13 protein-coding genes are annotated in these 16,728 nt (G+C 71.6%); 2 read left to right on the forward strand and 11 right to left on the reverse strand.

Going from position 1 to position 16,728, the window contains the following annotated elements; all coding sequences use genetic code 11:
• Positions 1–26 precede the first annotated feature (26 nt).
• The 9 genes from secA to J2S35_RS01880 all read right to left on the reverse strand — a co-directional run bounded on the left by secA (position 27) and on the right by J2S35_RS01880 (position 11,537).
• A complete protein-coding gene (secA, locus tag J2S35_RS01840; protein ID WP_309849199.1) occupies positions 27–2,912 on the reverse strand; it encodes a preprotein translocase subunit SecA in 2,886 nt (961 codons plus the stop codon).
• Positions 2,913–2,989: 77 nt separating this feature from the next.
• Positions 2,990–4,219, reverse strand: a complete 1,230-nt coding sequence (locus J2S35_RS01845; RefSeq protein ID WP_309849200.1) for a winged helix-turn-helix domain-containing protein — start codon at positions 4,217–4,219, stop codon at positions 2,990–2,992.
• Positions 4,220–4,326: 107 nt separating this feature from the next.
• Entirely contained in the window at positions 4,327–4,986 is a 660-nt protein-coding gene (gene hpf, locus J2S35_RS01850) for a ribosome hibernation-promoting factor, HPF/YfiA family (RefSeq protein ID WP_309849201.1), read from the reverse strand.
• Positions 4,987–5,097: 111 nt separating this feature from the next.
• Positions 5,098–5,850: a ComF family protein gene (locus tag J2S35_RS01855; RefSeq protein WP_309849202.1), complete on the reverse strand. Its 753-nt coding sequence runs from the start codon at positions 5,848–5,850 to the stop codon at positions 5,098–5,100.
• A gap of 148 nt (positions 5,851–5,998) precedes the next feature.
• A complete protein-coding gene (locus J2S35_RS01860; protein ID WP_309849206.1) occupies positions 5,999–7,714 on the reverse strand; it encodes an LpqB family beta-propeller domain-containing protein in 1,716 nt (571 codons plus the stop codon).
• The gene (gene mtrB, locus J2S35_RS01865) at positions 7,711–9,330 is read right to left on the reverse strand and encodes an MtrAB system histidine kinase MtrB (RefSeq protein WP_309849209.1); all 1,620 of its coding nucleotides are present in this window, start codon (positions 9,328–9,330) and stop codon (positions 7,711–7,713) included. Before mtrB ends, J2S35_RS01860 begins: the two co-directional genes overlap by 4 nt.
• A gap of 14 nt (positions 9,331–9,344) precedes the next feature.
• Positions 9,345–10,031: an MtrAB system response regulator MtrA gene (gene mtrA, locus J2S35_RS01870; protein WP_309849211.1), complete on the reverse strand. Its 687-nt coding sequence runs from the start codon at positions 10,029–10,031 to the stop codon at positions 9,345–9,347.
• Between the two features lie 92 nt (positions 10,032–10,123).
• Complete coding sequence (locus J2S35_RS01875; protein WP_309849214.1) at positions 10,124–11,137, reverse strand: hypothetical protein; 1,014 nt, start codon at positions 11,135–11,137, stop codon at positions 10,124–10,126.
• A complete protein-coding gene (locus J2S35_RS01880; RefSeq protein WP_309849216.1) occupies positions 11,130–11,537 on the reverse strand; it encodes a chorismate mutase in 408 nt (135 codons plus the stop codon). Before J2S35_RS01880 ends, J2S35_RS01875 begins: the two co-directional genes overlap by 8 nt.
• 174 nt (positions 11,538–11,711) lie before the next feature.
• Here J2S35_RS01880 and J2S35_RS01885 point away from each other — a divergent pair, with 174 nt between their 5' ends.
• Entirely contained in the window at positions 11,712–13,628 is a 1,917-nt protein-coding gene (locus J2S35_RS01885; protein WP_309849218.1) for a S8 family serine peptidase, read from the forward strand.
• A gap of 86 nt (positions 13,629–13,714) precedes the next feature.
• Here J2S35_RS01885 and mnmA read toward each other — a convergent pair whose 3' ends face one another.
• On the reverse strand, positions 13,715–14,854 hold the full coding sequence (gene mnmA, locus J2S35_RS01890; protein WP_309849220.1) for a tRNA 2-thiouridine(34) synthase MnmA: 1,140 nt from the start codon (positions 14,852–14,854) through the stop codon (positions 13,715–13,717).
• Positions 14,851–16,119: a cysteine desulfurase family protein gene (locus J2S35_RS01895; protein WP_309849223.1), complete on the reverse strand. Its 1,269-nt coding sequence runs from the start codon at positions 16,117–16,119 to the stop codon at positions 14,851–14,853. Before J2S35_RS01895 ends, mnmA begins: the two co-directional genes overlap by 4 nt.
• Positions 16,120–16,241: 122 nt before the next feature.
• On the opposite strand from J2S35_RS01895, the gene J2S35_RS01900 reads away from it, so the two are divergent.
• Positions 16,242–16,727: a tRNA (cytidine(34)-2'-O)-methyltransferase gene (locus J2S35_RS01900; RefSeq protein WP_309849225.1), complete on the forward strand. Its 486-nt coding sequence runs from the start codon at positions 16,242–16,244 to the stop codon at positions 16,725–16,727.
• The last annotated feature ends 1 nt before the right edge of the window (position 16,728 follow it).

A 16,728-nucleotide genomic window follows, 5' to 3' on the forward strand; every position in this document is an offset into this window, starting at 1 on the left:
CGAGCCGCCGGCAGCGTCCGCAGTGCTTAGCGCTTGCCCCGGCGCGAGCGGCCGCGCTGCTTCTTCTGGCTCGTGCTGCCGCCGCTCGTCGGGGACGCCGATGCGCCCTGCTCAGGAGCGCCGGACGACTCGTCGGCGGACTTGCCCCGGGCTGCGCGACGGCGCCCGCCGCTGCGCATGGGCTCGCTCTCGGCGGCGGGGCCCTGGGCCTGATCCCGGTCCCCGGACGTGGAGACGTGGTGGACCACGTCGTCCTCGACCGTCTGGACCTCGCCCTGCTCGTTGGCGCTCGTGAGCTCCACGTGCTTCGGCTCGTCCGGGTCCTCGATGCCGGCGCGGCGCATGGCCTCCGGCGTCAGCACCGCTCGGGCGTCCCGGACCCCGGGGAGGCCGGTGGGGGCGGGCGCCGTCGTCGTGCGCTCAGGCTCCACGCTGAAGATGAGCGCGACGCTTTCCTCGCGGATGGCCGCAGCCATGCTCTGGAAGAGCTCGTAGCCCTCGCGCTGGTACTCGACGAGTGGATCGCGCTGGGCCATGGCGCGAAGGCCGATGCCCTCCTTGACGTAGTCCATCTCGTAGAGGTGCTCCTGCCACTTCTGGCCGAGCACGGTGAGGACGGCGCGGCGCTCGAGGTCTCGCATCTGCTCCGAGCCGAACTGCTCCTCCCGATCCCGGTAGGCGATCCGCGCGTCGGAGAGGAGCTCCGTGAGGAGGAGCTCACGCGTCACCCGGCGGCGGCTGCCGGCCTCCGCCTCGATCTCGCCGATCGAGAGCGAGACGGGGTAAATCTGCTTGAGGTCCCGCCACAGGCCCTCGAGGTCCCAGTTCTCGGCGGCGCCGTCCACCGTGGCCGCCTTGACGAGCGATGAGACGGAGTCCTCGAGGAACTCCTGCGTCTTGGCCTGCAGGTCTGTGCCCTCGAGGACGCGGCGGCGGTCCGCGTAGATGGACTCGCGCTGGCGGTTGAGGACGTCGTCGTACTTGAGGACGTTCTTGCGCTGCTCGGCGTTGCGGCCCTCGACGGCGCGCTGGGCGGACTCGATGGCGCGGGAGACGAACTTGTTCTCGATCGCCTGGTCGTCCGGGAAGCTCCCGGAGGACATGAGGCGCTCGGCGGCGCCGGAGTTGAAGAGCCGCATGAGGTCGTCGGACATCGAGAGGTAGAAGCGGGACTCGCCCGGGTCGCCCTGGCGGCCGGCGCGGCCGCGCAGCTGGTTGTCGATCCGGCGGGACTCGTGGCGCTCGGTGCCCAGCACGTAGAGCCCACCGAGCTTGCGGACCTCCTCGCGCTCCGCCTGCACGGCCTTCTCGGCGGCCTCGAGGACGGCGGGCCATGCGGCCTCGTACGCCTCGGCGTCCCGCTCCGGGTCGAGGCCGCGGGCCTCCATCTCGGCGACCGCGTTGAACTCGGCGTTGCCGCCCAGCATGATGTCGGTGCCGCGGCCGGCCATGTTCGTGGCCACGGTGACGGCGCCCTTGCGGCCCGCCTGGGCCACGATCGCGGCCTCTCGCGCGTGGTTCTTCGCGTTGAGGACCTCGTGGCGAATGCCCCGCTTGCGCAGGAGCATCGAGAGGGCCTCGGACTTCTCCACGCTCGTCGTGCCGACGAGCACGGGCTGGCCCTTCTCGTGGCGCTCGGCGATGTCCTCGACGACCGCAAGGAACTTGGCCTTCTGGTTCTTGTAGATGAGGTCGTTCTTGTCCTGGCGGGCCAGGGGCTTGTTCGTCTCGATGGCCACGACGCCGAGCTTGTACGTGGACATGAACTCCCCCGCCTCCGTCTCGGCGGTGCCGGTCATGCCGGCGAGCTTGGTGTACATGCGGAAGTAGTTCTGCAGCGTCACCGTGGCGAGCGTCTGGTTCTCGGCCTGGATCTCCACGCCCTCCTTGGCCTCGATGGCCTGGTGGACGCCCTCGTTGTAGCGGCGCCCTGCGAGGATGCGGCCCGTGTGCTCGTCGACGATGCGGACCTCGCCCTCGGAGACGACGTAGTCCTTGTCCCGGTGGAAGAGCTCCTTGGCCTTGATCGCGTTGTTGAGGTAGCCGATGAGCGGCGTGTTGTCCGTCTCGTAGAGGTTCTCGATGCCGAGGCGGTCCTCGACCTTGTCGATGCCCGGCTCGAGGACCGAGACCGTGCGCTTCTTCTCGTCCCACTCGTAGTCCGTGCCCGAGGTGAGGCCCTCGGCGATCCGCGCGAACTCCTTGTACCAGCGATTGACGTTGCCCGTGGCGGGGCCGGAGATGATGAGCGGCGTGCGGGCCTCGTCGATGAGGATCGAGTCCACCTCGTCGACGATGGCGAAGTTGTGCCCGCGCTGCACGAGCTCGTCGAGGGACCACGCCATGTTGTCGCGGAGGTAGTCGAACCCGAACTCGTTGTTCGTGCCGTAGGTGATGTCCTTCGCGTACTCCGCGCGGCGCTGGTCCGGCGTCATGTTGGAGAGGATGCACCCGCTGGAGACGCCGAGGAAGCGGAAGACGCGCCCCATGAGCTCGGACTGGTACTCGGCGAGGTAGTCGTTGGTCGTGACAATGTGCACGCCCTTGCCCGAGAGGGCGTTGAGGTACGCCGGGGCGGTGGCGACGAGGGTCTTGCCCTCGCCCGTCTTCATCTCGGCGATGTTGCCGAGGTGGAGCGCCGCGCCGCCCATGAGCTGCACGTCGAAGTGGCGGTGGCCCAGGGTGCGCCGGGCGCCCTCGCGGACCGTCGCGAAGGCCTCGATGAGGAGGTCGTCCAGGGACTCGCCGGCGGCATAGCGGCTCCGGAAGTCGTCCGTGCACGCGCGCAGCTCGTCGTCGCTCATGGCGCGGTAGGAGTCCTCGACGCCGTTGATCGCCTCGACGAGGTCCCGCAGCTTCTTGAGGGTGCGGCCATCGCCGACCCGCAGCGCGCGTTCAAAGAGTGTTGCCACGGTGAATTGCTCCCTAGAGTCATGGTGAACGAGCCCGTGCGGCGGGCTGTCGGCACCGCGCGCACGCGCATCGAAGTTCAGTCTACGTGTGATGATTCTGCGGTCAGAAGCCCGGGCCCCGTTGCCAGCGTGGCGGGCATCTGCGTCCGATCCGCGCCGAGCCAGTCCCCCAGCCTCTCCGCGGCGGCGGTGAGGCGCGGGAGCGTTTCGCTGTCCGCAGACTCCTCCGGGTAGTACGCCTGCACCCGCAGGACGGACGCGGCCCGGTCGAGCCGGACGTCGGCCCGCGCGGTGAGCCTGTCCCCCTGGAGGAACGGCATGACGAAGTATCCGTACCGGCGCCGCGCGGCCGGCACGTAGAACTCGAGCGCGTACTCCATGCCCCACAGCTCGGCGAGCCGCCTCCGGTCGAACACCAGCGGGTCGAACGGCGTCAGGAGCGCGTCCACGCCCCGCCCCCTCATGGGCTTGCCGTTCGGGTCAGCCCACCACTCGGTCTTCTGCCCCTCCACGCGACGGCGGACGGCCTGGCCCGCGGCCTCCAGAGCGCGCAGCGCCGTCGTCGTCTCCCGTGCGGGCACGCGGTAGTAGTCCGCGATGGACGAGGCGCTGGCGATCCCCAGCGCCCTGAGCGCGCGGGCGGTCAGCGTCCGGACCGCGTCCTCGCGGGAGGGCACGACGACGTCCGGGCCCACCATGCGCGCCGCCGGCACGTAGAGGCGCTCGAACTGGGCGTTGCGCCCCGCCGAGAGCACGCGCCCCGACTCGAAGAGGTCCCCGAGTGCATGCTTGAGCGGGGCCCAGTTCCATCCCCAGTGCCCGCGCTCGCGCCGGGCCTGAACGTCGAGCGCGGCGGCAAGGTCTCGCGAGGACATCGGCGCCGAGGACGACTCGAGGGCCTTGAGGATATGGGGGACGAGGGCGTCGCGCTCCTCCGGGGAGTCGCTGGCCGAGACCCACGCGCGCTGCTGGACCGCCCTGAGCGCCGGGTAGAGGGCGCGCGGGACGATGCTCGCCTCGTGGGCCCAGTACTCGAGCGCCGGTGACGAGGGGCGGGTGTGGAGGCGCTCGAGGACGGCCGGGTCGTAGGCGCCGAGCCGGGCGAAATGGGGCAGCACGTGAGAGCGGGCCACCGTGGACACCGAGTCGATCTGGAGCAGGCCGAGGGATTCGAAGACGTCCCCCACCCGGCGATTCGCCGCGGCCGCGTGCGCGGGCGGCCTGCCGGGGAAGGCCTGGGCCCCGAGCTGGAGGCGCCGGGCCTCGCGCAGGGTCATGCTCTCGGCGCGAGGCGCGGCGTCGGTCATGGGCTCTCTCTTTCGGTGTGCACGGGCTGGGGCGCCCACGTGGGGCCTCGGGGCGTGGGGCCGCCCCGGGGCCGTTGCGTTCACGTCCCCGGGGCGGGTGGAGCAGCCTAGCCTGCGCGGTACTCGCGCATTTCGCTGACGCTGCCGGACTCGACCGCGTCGTCGAGCGCGATGACGCCGTACGTCATGCCCGCGCGGCGGTAGACGACGCTGTCCCGCCCCGTCTCCGCGTCCCGGAAGACGTAGAAGTCGTGGCCCACGAGCTCCATGGCGTCGACGGCGTCGTCGAGGCCCATCGGGACGGCTGGAAAGAGCTTGCGGCGGATGAGGACGGGCGCGGAGTCTCCGCGGGCGTCCTGCGAGCCCGCCTCCGGGGCAACCTGCTCCGCGAGGGGGCGTCCGGTCTCCGCAGGGTCGAGCCCGGCGGTCTTGTCGTGCACGGCGGGCGGGGTGTGCCGACCGTGGTGGACCTTGCGGCGGTCGTGGGCTCGGCGCAGGCGCTCGAGCAGCTTGGCGTAGGCGAGGTCGAACGCGGCCATCTTGTCCCCCGCCCGAGCCTCGGAGCGGATGACGGGGCCGCGCCCCACGACGGTGAGCTCGACGGTCATCGAGTCCGGGGCCGACGTGGAGCGGCCTTCCTGGGTGACCTTGGCCTCGAGGCGCTGCGGTTTGTCCGCAAGCGTCTCGATCTTCTCGCTCTTCTCGTTCACGTACTCGCGGAAACGATCCGAGACGGTGACTCCACGGCCGGAAATCTGGAATTCCATGCTTCCTCCAGGTCTTTCGTATGCTGCGGGGGACCCGGATCGGAGCCGGACCCCCGATGAGCTCCGTGTGGCGAAGCCCATACTCCACCCTAGGCCCCCTCACCTGAAATTTCACCCATCCTTTCCCAGCGGTTCACCCAGAGTGCCCTCCCCAGCCCTCCCCGTGGGGCGGGCCGCGAGGGCGACGGCCCCCGCGACGGCGGGCGCGCCCGCGGCGAGGAGGACCTTCATGACGGCCCCGAGCGTGGCGCCCGTCGTCAGGACGTCGTCCACGACGACGACCCGCCCGCACCGCGGAAGCACTGCGCCGGCGCGCGGGCCCGGGCGGAAGGCCCGCGCGAGCCTCTCGCCGCGCTGCCGGGCACCGAGCCCTTTCTGGCCGCCTCGGGCCGCCGGCCTCCACGCGGCTCGGCGCCGGACGAGGCCGCGCTCGCCGGCCCCGCCCGCCCCGGCCAGGAGCCGTTCGACCGGGTCATACCCGCGTGTCAGGCAACTGCGCCACGAGGGCGGGACGCGGACGAGGACGTCCCGCTCCCCCAGGTCCAGTGCCGCGACCGCCGCGCCCAGGTGCGAGGCCAGGACGTCCGAGACGGCGGTGACGCCCCGCCCCTTGAAGGCCAGCATGAGCTCGCTCCGCAGGCCGGTGTACTCCCCTCCCGCCCACACGGGCCACGGCTCGCCGCTCGGCCCCAGCGGCAGGGCCGAAGCCCGCTCCGAGGCCTCGAACGGGCGGGGCACGAGCTCCTCTGCGCGGGCGGCGCGGCACCGCGCGCACAGGGGGCCTCCGCCGCTGCCGCACGCGAGACACGGGGACGGGACAAACGCCTCGAAGGCGTCTCCGCACGCGTCCAGAAGCAGTCCCATGCCTCGATCATGCACGGCGCGGCCGCCCCGCGCGCCGGGTCCGGCTCAAACGTGGACAACTCTCTTTCGGCCCCCACCCCGCGCCGCGGCGGGCCGAGAGGTGAACACCTCCCGGGGCACCCGGGGCGTCCGAGGCCCTGCCCGTCCGTTAGCCCTGGTGGTTGAGCCCGGAGAGGTACACCGCGGAGTTGTACCAGGCGCTCCCCACCCGGTAATAGGCCTGCCCGTTGGCCACGAGGTAGATGTCGTCCGGGGACTGGCCCACCGAGACGGCGGTGATTCCGGCGAGCGCGCCCAGTTCGTCGTCGACCCCTGCGGGGCCCACGATGACGGGGGCCGCCGGGGACTTCGAGCCCAGGCGCACGAGGACGAGGCGCCGGTCGTCAAGCCACTTCGCCGTCGTATAGGTGCCCGTGCCGATCTCCCGCTCGAGACCCTTCGTCAGGGACTGGGGCACGCTGTCGTCGCCCCGCACGACCGCAGACTCGAAGAGGTGAGTGCGGCCGTCCTTCGCGGCGACGATCGCCACGCGCACGCCGTCCCTCGCAGCCTGGAACCCGGTCACGGTGTACCCCGCGAGCCAGTCGGCCTTCACCGTCACGGCGCTCTCGGACTCGCCCCCGGCCGGCACGGCCCGCACTTGCTGCGCTGCGTCCCTGCTCGGCGTCACGACCGTCCACAGCCATCCGGAGGCATCGAAGGACGGCGCCGTCAGAGCGGACCCCGTGACCGCGAGGACCACGTCCTTGCCGGGCACCGCCGTGAGCAGCTGGGAGCCCGATGCGTTGAGGAACGCGAACTGCTTCTTCGCCGGGGAGACTGCCGGCATGCGCGGCGCGTAGGACACCGTGGACGGCAGCCCCGCCACGGGCTGAATGCTGTTGTTGCTGAACCACGTGAGCTGGTCCTTGACCACGGCGACCTGCGCGGCGTCGACATCCGGATTCGCCGAGACCCGAATGAAGCCGTCCGCCATGGACGGCAGCTCCGAGACCACGCGCGAGTCCGTCTTGATCTGCACCGAGTCCACGCCGCGCATCGAGGCGAACGCGAGCTCGAGCTGCTGCTTGAGCTGGAGGCGCTGGAGGGGCTTCAGGCCATTCCAGTAGCTGAGGGCCAGGTCCACCTGGGCCGTTCCGTTCTCGACGACGACGGCCGGGTTCGCGAGCCGCGCGTGATCCCCCAGCGCCGTGGCCACGGCCCCCTTGAGGTGGGGCGACGGGCCGGTCATGAGGGCGTTGACGATGCTCGTGGCCTCGGACGGCGACTTCAGGAACCACCGAGCGTCTGGGACCGCATGGGCGAAGTCCGGCGAGTAGAAGTACAGCGTGCGCTGGTCGACGAGGTGCCGCGCGTCCGAGGTGGAGAGCAGGATGCCGTCGGGGGCGGAGTCGATCCGGTTCTCGCCGCCCTCCGTCGCGATCTTGATCCGCTCCGTGCGCGGCTTGGCGCCCGCAAGGCTGGTCCGCAGACCGTTCTCGTCGATCTCGGCCACCGGCCGGTATGTGATCTCGAAGACGGAGGGGTCCTTCGTGGACTTGACGTCCGGGTACTCCTCATAGAGCGTCACCGTCGTCGCAGGCTTCCACACGGCGCGGCGGGCCGTCGTCAGGTACTCGCGGGCGTGGTCGAACCCCTCTTGGGAGCCCTTGTGCGCGTCAAGGAAGCCCTCGACGATGTCCCGCGGCTTGGCCCCGGGCTCGGGGCTGCTCAGCCGGTACTGCACGTCCGAGTCTCCCCCGGTGCTCGTGGCCGGGATCTCGCGCACGGGCGAGCTCGTGGGGATGCGGGCGCACCCGGACGCAACCAGGGCTACGAGGAGCGCCGCAGTGACGCGCTTGCCTGCACGGCTCAAGAGTCTCATCCCTTCTGTTCGGTCTCGGCGGGGGTCTCCGCGGGGTCGAGGGGCCGCCGGACGACGCGGTCGGACCCAGGCGGCAGCCCGAGCGGCGAGACCTCGGCGGAGCCGCCCGGCACTCGCGGCAGCACGAGGAGGAACGCGGACCCCTCCTGGGGGCGCCCCCAGGCCGCGAGCCAGCCGCCGTGGAGGCGCGCGTCCTCTTCGGCGATGGACAGGCCGAGGCCCGAGCCGCCAGTCTTCCGGGCGCGGGCCGGGTCGGCGCGCCAGAAGCGGTCGAACACCCGCCGCGACTCGTCGGCGGTCATGCCGATTCCGTGGTCCCGGACCGCGATGGCGATCGTCTCCGGCCCCTCCGCGAGGACGACCTCGATGGGCTCCCCCGCGCCGTGCTCGATGGCGTTGACGATGAAGTTCCGCACGACGCGCTCGATGCGCCGGGGGTCGACGTCCACGACGGGGTCCGTGGCGAGCGCCTCCACCGTGATCTCACACCCCGCGTCCTCCGCGAGCGGCCGCGTGATGTCGATGACCCGCCCGATGAGCGCGGTCAGGTCGGTGGGCTCGGGGTCGAGGACGGCCACGCCGGCGTCGTACCGGGAGATCTCGAGGAGGTCCGCGAGGAGGACGTCGAACCGCTCCACCTGGTTGTAGAGGAGCTCGGCGGAGCGGCGGTTGATCGGGTCGAACTCGTCCTTGGCACCGTAGAGCACCTCGGCGGCCATGCGAACCGTGGTCAGCGGCGTGCGCAGCTCGTGGGAGACGTCCGAGACGAAGCTCTGCTGCATCTGAGAGAGGGTCGCGAGCTCCGTGATCTGGGATTGGAGTGTGGCCGCCATGTTGTTGAAGGACGAGCCGAGGCGGGCGATCTCGTCGTCGCCCCTGACCTGGATGCGCTCCTGGAGGTCCCCCGCCGCGAGCCTCTCGGACACCGCCGCCGCCTGGGAGATCGGGCCGACGACGGACTTCGTGACGATCCACGCGATGACCCCGACGACCCCGATCATGAGGGCGCCCGCGCCCCACAGGACGCGGTGGATGACGTCGAGCGTCTTCTGGATGGACTCCATCGAGTAGACGAGGTACAGGGCGTAGTCGTTGTTCGGCGGCAGCTTGACCTTCTGGCCGAAGGCGATGGCCGGGACAGGGCGGCCGTCCTGGATGATCGTCGTGGCCTCGGAGTACTGGGCGTTGCCCTCGTGGACCTTCGTGGCGAGGGCCTCGGGGATCACGGAGGGCGAGATCGTCGAGCGCGTCTGCACCCAGATGTTCGGCGCCGGGAACGGCGAGAGCACGTAGGCGCGGCCGGGGTCAGAGGTGGTCCGCTGGAGGGACTGGAGGGAGTCGTCCGCCTGGGCGGCCGTGGACGTGCGGTCGTTGGCCTTGGACTGGCGCAGCTGAGCCGCGACTTGGGTGAGGGACGACGAGGCCTCAGCCTGGTACTGCCTGACCCGCTCCTCGTAGAGCGCGTTGGCGATCTGGTGGGAGAGGTACGCGCCGATCCCGATGAACGCGATGGCGCACAGCAGGATCGTGGAGACGATCGTCCTGAACTGGAGGGACCGGCTCCACCAGGACTGGAGGGCCCGGCGAGGCGTCTCGGCTGGAGGTGTCGTGGGCATGTGGGGCGTGTGGATCAGGAGCCCCGGGGGGCGCCAGCCTTGTACCCGACACCGCGGACGGTGAGGACCACCTCGGGCTCCTCGGGATCGATCTCCACCTTCGAGCGCAGCCGCTGCACGTGGACGTTGACGAGGCGCGTGTCAGCCGAGTGGTGGTAGCCCCACACCTGCTCCAGGAGGTTCTCCCGCGTGAAGACCTGCCAGGGCTTGCGGGCCAGGGCGACGAGGAGGTCGAACTCGAGCGGCGTCAGGGCGATCGGCTGGCCGGCGCGGGTCACGCTGTGGCCGGCGACGTCGATCTGGAGGTCTGCGACCGCGAGGGTCTCCGGCACGCGCAGCTCGGCGGGACGGAGGCGGGCGCGGACACGGGCCACGAGCTCGGCCGGCTTGAAGGGCTTGGGGACGTAGTCGTCCGCACCGGACTCGAGCCCCCGGACCACGTCGGAGGTGTCTGACTTGGCGGTGAGCATGACGATCGGCACATCCGACTCCTGCCGGATCCGCCGGCAGACCTCGATGCCGTCGAGACCGGGCAGCATGAGGTCCAGGAGGATGACGTCCGGCTTGTGCTCGCGGAAGGCCGCCTCGGCCTCCGCCCCGTTGTAGCAGAACACGGGCTCGAGCCCGTCGTTCTGGAGGACGATGCCGATCATCTCGGCCAGCGCTTCGTCGTCGTCGACGACGAGAACCGTGCCCTTCATGCCTACCTGCCTTTGCTTGTCGAACCACGCTGGATGAGCGAGGCCTGGCCCGCGCCGACCGTCACCCGGCCGTGGAGTCCGTCCTCACCATCTTAGTGTCTCGGCCTCTCCGCGCCGCCCCGCAGGGCCTCTCCAGAACGTCGCAATTCGGCAACGATTCCTGACGCCTCGGCCCCCTGGGCGCGCAGCCCTTCTCCCAGGGCGACGCCGAGCCGCCCGCGCGCGTCCTCCGCGAGGCCGACCGCGTCCGCCGCCGCGATGAGGTCCCGCGCCGCCGAGCGCAGACCGGCCCGTCCGCTCCGCACGGACAGCGCCGGAAGGACGAGCGAGCCCGCCTCGACGAGGGGCGCCCACGCCTCAAGCGCCCGCGGGGACCACGGCGCGCCCGTGGCGGGGACCACCCCGGCAAGCCCGCCCGCTGCGAGGGCCTCAGCGGCTGTCGCTGCGGACTCGACGCCCGCCAGGAGATCCCGGGCGCCTGGGCGGCTCTGCCCGGCGGCGGCCCACGGCTGCCACAGCTCCCGCACCCCGGAGGGCCCGAGAGCCCGATACGTCGCGAACCGGGAGGCCGTGCGGACCCGCCCGTCGGCGGCGTCCTCGAGCCGGTCTTCGACGAGCAGCAGCTCGAGGCCGATCCCGTGGTCCGCGGTCAGGCGCCCCGCCAGGCGGGCGACGCCCTCGGCGAGGGACTCGGCGACGAATCGCGCCGCGCCGCGGTCCGAGAGGAGGCTCTCGCCCGCGTGCGTGTGCAGGCGGGACGCGAGCGTGACGGGCCCGCAGATCGTCAGAGAGGCCGTGAGGCCCTCCGCGCCCTCGAGCGCAGCGGCGACCGCGAACGCCTCGAGGTCCTGCCGGAACTCGGCGGCCTCCTGTTCGGACAGGCGAGTCGGCCGCGACTGGAGGCGGGCCCCGTAGGGCTGCAGATCGACGAACGCGTCGGCGAGAAGCGACACGGTGCGCAGGAGGAGCCAGGGTTTCTCCTCCCGCGGGTCCGGCACGGGGACGCGCCCTGACTCGGCGGTCTCCCCGATGCTCCAGCGCGCGGCCTCGAGCCGCGTGGCGCCCGGCACGTCGCCGTGGAGGACAACGAGAGGGGCCTCAGTCATCGGTCTCGTCCCCGGCGTCCTCGCCCGAGACGGGGGAGCCGTCCCCGCCGGCCTTGATGTTCTCGGAGATGGCCTCGTGGTGCCGGATGACCTCGTCGATGATGAACGCGAGAAACTTCTCTGCGAAGACCGGGTCGAGTTGGGCGTCCCGCGCGAGCGCACGGAGGCGGCTGATCTGGGCCGCCTCCCGGCCCGGGTCCGCGGGCGGCAGACTGTGCGTGGCCTTGAGGACGCCGACGCGCTGAGTCGCCTTGAATCTCTCGGCGAGCAAGTGGATGAGGGCGGCGTCGATGTTGTCGATGCTCGAGCGGACCCGATAGAGCTCCTCCAGCACCTCGGGCTGCGCGGTGCCGCTGAGGGACGAGGCGTGGGGGTCGAAGCTCTGGCCTGAGTTCTCCATCCGTCCATCCTATGCAGTGGCACGCAGCCTGGCACCTGGCCCGCCCCGTCGTGGACATCTCTCCACGCCGGCCCCTCCCCCGCCCAGATCTGTTCAGAATCGCCGCCGCCTATTCCCTTGAAAGGCTCCCTGTGGGACTCTGTGAGCACTCTCAAGAAACGGATGGTTATCCTTATGACCGCTCTCACATCTCGAATGGGCCGCTCTCTGGCCCTGGCCGCGAGCGCCGCCGGGCTCCTCGCCGCGGGCCTCGTGTCCTCCCCCACCCCGGCCGCGGCCACGCCCGCCGCTCAGCCCTCGGGCCTCGTCCAGACGCAGTCCCTCAAGTCCTCGGAGACGTACAAGGACTTCATCGTCACGTACAAGGACCAGAGCGCGTCAGCGAAGGCGACGTCCCTCCAGCGCACGCAGGCGTCCGCGGACAAGGCCGCCCGCGGCAAGGGCAAGACGAAGAAGGTCCGCACCCTCGGCACCGGGGCGGACCTGGTCACGGCGGGAACGCCCCTCTCCCCTGCGGAGGCGACCGCCTACATGAAGGAGCTCGCGGACGACCCGAACGTCGCTGCAGTCGAGCCGGATATCCGGCTCAAGCCGACTTTCGCGCCTTCCGACTCCCTCTACGGCCGGCAGTGGGACTTCACGTCCTCGGCTGGCATGCGGGTCCCCGGCGCGTGGGACTACTCGATGGGCAGCGGGGTCGTCGTCGCCGTCGTCGACACCGGGTACACCTACCACCCGGATCTCGACGCCAACCGGCTCCCGGGCTACGACTTCGTCTCGGATCCGTACCTCTCCCGGGATGGGAACGGGCGGGACAACGACGCGCTCGACTCGGGCGACTGGGCGCCCGTCGGCGAGTGCGGCAACGAGCGCGCCGAGAGCTCGTCCTGGCACGGGACCCACGTCGCAGGCACGATCGCCGCGGTGGCCAACTCCAGCGGCGTCGTCGGCGTCGCGCCCCAGGCCAAATTCATGCCCGTGCGCGTCCTCGCGGAGTGCGGAGGCACCCTGTCCGATATCGCGGACGGCGTCACGTGGGCCTCGGGCGGCTCCGTCTACGGCGTGCCGAACACCCGGACCAAGGCCGACATCATCAACATGAGCCTCGGCGGCAGCGGCCAGTGCAGCGTGGCCTACCAGAACGCGATCAACGGCGCGGTGTCCCGCGGCACCACCGTCGTCGTCGCCGCGGGCAACGAGAACGACGTCTCGAACTACTACAACCCCGGCAACTGCCAGAACGTCATCAACGTCGCCTCGACGAACCAGTACGGCGGCCGGGCCTACTACTCGAACTACGGCAGCACGGTGGACGTCGCCGCGCCCGGCGGGGACACGAGCGCCGGCTACGGCATCCTGTCCACGCTCAACGCCGGCACGACCACGCCGACCTCGGCCACGTACGCCTCGTACCAAGGAACGTCCATGGCCACCCCTCACATCGCGGGCCTCGCCGCCCTCATCAAGTCGGTCCGCCGCGACATGACGCCCGCTCAGATTGAGGCGGCCATCAAGAGCGGCGTCCGCCCGTTCCCGTCCGCGTGCTCCGGCTGCGGCACGGGCCTGGCGGACGCGACCATGACCATGCGATCCGTGACCGGCGGCGCCGCCCCCTCGCCGGCCCCGGGGCCCTCGGGCAATCTCATCGTCAACGGCGGCTTCGAGAACAGCTCCCTCTCCCCGTGGAGCGCCACGCACGCGGACACCCTGACGGCCAACGGCGGCGCCCGGACCGGCCTGAAGTACGCGTGCCTCAACGACGCGGGCGTCTTCAGCGACTACCGCCTCACGCAGACCGTCTCCATCCCGGCCGGAACGACGAACGCCAACCTGTCCTTCTGGCTCTCGATCCGCACGCAGGAGTCCTCGACGACGACGGCCTACGACACCCTGCGCGTCCAGGTCATCGACGGCTCCAGTGTGCGGACCGTGGCGACGTACTCGAACCTCAACGCGAGCGGGTACACGCTGCGGAGCCTGAACCTCGGCAACTACGCGGGCAAGACCGTCCAGATTCGCTTCCTCGGGGTCGAGGATGACGGCCTGGCCACGGACTTCGACATCGACGACGTGTCCCTCACCGCGTCGTAGCCTCCCCCGCCGGGGCCGCCTCATGCGCGGCCTCGGCAGGGGCGCGCCCTCCGTCCGGCGCGCGCGGGCGTCGGTCCGGTGCCGGGTCAGTCGGCGCGGGCGGCGGTCTCGAACTCGGCGGAGCGGGCGGACTCGAGGGTCGCCTGGCCCAGCACTCGCGTCCCGCTGTAGATGACCATCGTCTGGCCGGGTGCCACCCCGCGCATGGGCTTGTGGAGGTCGACGACGAGCCTGGCGGCCCCGTCGTCGCCCTCTGCCACGCGCGCTGTGGCGGGCTCAGGATCCCCGTGGGCGCGGACCTGGACGTGCACCTCGAAGGGCAGCCCGGCCTCCGCCTCCGGCACGGGGCGTCCGGCCCAGGAGACGCGGCGGCCCGTCAGGGTGTCCACGGCGAGGAGGCGCTCCGGGCCGACGACGACCTCGTTGGTCTTGGGCCGGATCTCGAGGACGAAGCGGGGCTTGCCGTCCGGTGCGGGGCGGCCCAGGGCCAGGCCCTTGCGCTGGCCCACCGTGAAGGCCTGGGCCCCCCGATGCTCGCCGAGCCGCTCGCCCTCCGGCGTGACGATGGCGCCGGGCTCCATCTCAATCCGCTCCTCGAGCCAGCCGCGGGTGTCGCCGTCGGGGATGAAGCAGATGTCGTAGGAGTCGGGCTTCTTGGCCACAGCGAGGCCTCGGGCCTCCGCCTCGGCCCGCACGTGGGCCTTGGACTCGACGTCGTCGAGCGGGAAGAGGCAGTGGTTGAGCTGCTCCTCCGTGAGCACGCCGAGGACGTAGGACTGGTCCTTGGCCCAGTCGCTCGAGCGGTGCAGCTCGGGGCGGCCGTCGGCGTCCCGGGTGAGGCGCGCGTAGTGGCCGGTGGCCACCGCGTCGAAGCCGAGCGCCACGGCCTTGTCCAGGAGCGCGGCGAACTTGATCTTCTCGTTGCAGCGCATGCACGGGTTGGGGGTGCGGCCAGCGGCGTACTCGGCGACGAAGTCGTCGACGACGTCCTCCTTGAAGCGCTCGGAGAAGTCCCACACATAGAAGGGGATGCCGAGCCGCTCGCACGCGCGCCACGCGTCCTGGCTGTCCTCGATGGTGCAGCAGCCGCGGCTGCCCGTGCGGAGGGTTCCGGGCATGCGGGAGAGGGCGAGGTGCACGCCGACGACCTCGTGCCCCGCGTCCACCGCCCGGGCCGCGGCCACGGCCGAGTCCACGCCGCCGCTCATGGCAGCCAGAATCTTCATGGTCCGGTCACGGTCCTTTCGGGGTCAGGGGTGCTCGCGGCCCGCCGGGCAGACGCCTGCCCCGCGGCCCGCGCGCGCTCGGCTATGGCCGGGAGAATCTCGAGAAGCGCGTCGACGTCCGCCTCCGTGGTCCCGGATCCGAGGCTGAAGCGCTGCGTGCCGCGCGCCCGCTCCTCGTCCCCCGTCATCGCCAGGACGACGTGCGAGGGTCGCGCGACGCCTGCGGTGCAGGCGGAGCCCGTCGAGGTCTGGACGCCGGCCGAGTCGAGGAGAAAGAGGATCGAGTCCCCGTCGGCCCCCGGGAAGGAGACGTTGACGATGCCGGGCAGGCGCGGCGCGTCCGCCTCGGCGGGGCTGAGGCCGTTGAGCACGGCCCACGGGATGCGGGCCTCGATGCCCTCTGCAAAACGCCGGGACAGGGCCGCAAGGCGGCGCGAGCGCTCCACTCGCTCCTCCTCCGGCACGTCGAGGGCCTCGGCGAACGCTGCGGCGCCGGCGGTGTCCAGCGTTCCGGAGCGCAGGCCGCGCTCCTGCCCCCCGCCGTGGAGGAGCGGCTCAAGCGTCACGTCCCGGCGGACGAACAGGGCGCCGATGCCCACGGGGGCCCCGCACTTGTGGCCCGAGACCGCCATTGTCGCGAGCCCCGACGCCGCGAAGTCCACGCCGACCGTCCCCAGTGCCTGGACGGCGTCCGAGTGGACGGGCACGCCCCGCGAGGCGCAGAGCTCAACGAAGCGACAGACCGGCTGGAGCGTGCCCACCTCGTTGTTGGCCCACATGAGGGTCCCCAGGGCGAACTCGTCCGGGTGGGCCGCGAGGCGGGCCTCGGCCGCCTCGAGGTCCACGGTTCCGTCCTCCGCCACCGGGACCAGCTCGACGACGGCTCCCTCGCGGCGCTCCAGCCAGTCGACGACGTCCAGGACCGCATGGTGCTCGATCCCCGTGACGAGGATGCGCCGCTTGGTCGGGTCGGCGGCCCGCCGCGCCCTGTAGAGGCCCGTCAGGGCGAGGTTGTCCGCCTCCGTGCCGGAGCCCGTGAAGATCAGCTCGCTCGGGTGCGCCCCCGCAGCCGCGGCGATCCGCTCCCTCGAGGACTCGAGGGCGAAGCGGGCGCTCCGTCCGCCCGCGTGCAGCGAGGACGGGTTCCCCACTCGGCGGGAGGCCTCAACAAAGGCGTCGAGCGCCCGCGGGTCGAGGGGCGCCGTGGCCGCGTAGTCCATGTAGATGCGGCTGCCCCCCAGTCCGCCCGATCCGCCCGTAGTCATGCCGTCCAGGCTATCGCCGCAGGCCGCCCCGGGGCGAGCCCTCGCCTCGCCGATTCGCTCACAGCGGGCCCGCCCGGGCCTCGGGCAAGCGCGGAGAGGGTGCGCCGTGCTTGAATGTGAGCGTGTTCAATCTCCTCTTCGTGGAACCCGAGATCCCCGGCAACACGGGCAACGCCATCCGCCTCGCTGCCATCACGGGCTCCGCGCTTCACCTCGTCGAGCCCCTCGGGTTCGATTTCTCGGACGCCAAGCTGCGCCGGGCGGGCCTGGACTATCACGACCTCGCTGTCGTGACCGTCCACCCCACTCTCGACGCGGCTTTCGAGGCGCTCGCCGGGCAGCGCGTCTTCGCCTTCACCTCCGGCGGCGCCCGGCGGTACGACGACGTTGCGTACCAGCCCGGGGACGTCCTCATGTTCGGCCGGGAGTCCGTCGGCCTGGCGAGCGAGCACCTCGCGCACCCGGCCGTCACGGACACGCTGAGACTGCCCATGCTCCCGGCCCGCCGCTCCATGAACCTGTCCAACACGGCCTCCGTGGCCGTCTTCGAGGCCTGGCGCCAGCACGATTTCGCCGGAGCCGCGCCTGTCCCCCACCAAGGATCGTGAG

Origin of the sequence: Falsarthrobacter nasiphocae (assembly GCF_031456275.1) — a bacterium.
Taxonomy (GTDB): Bacteria; Actinomycetota; Actinomycetes; order Actinomycetales; family Micrococcaceae; genus Falsarthrobacter; species Falsarthrobacter nasiphocae.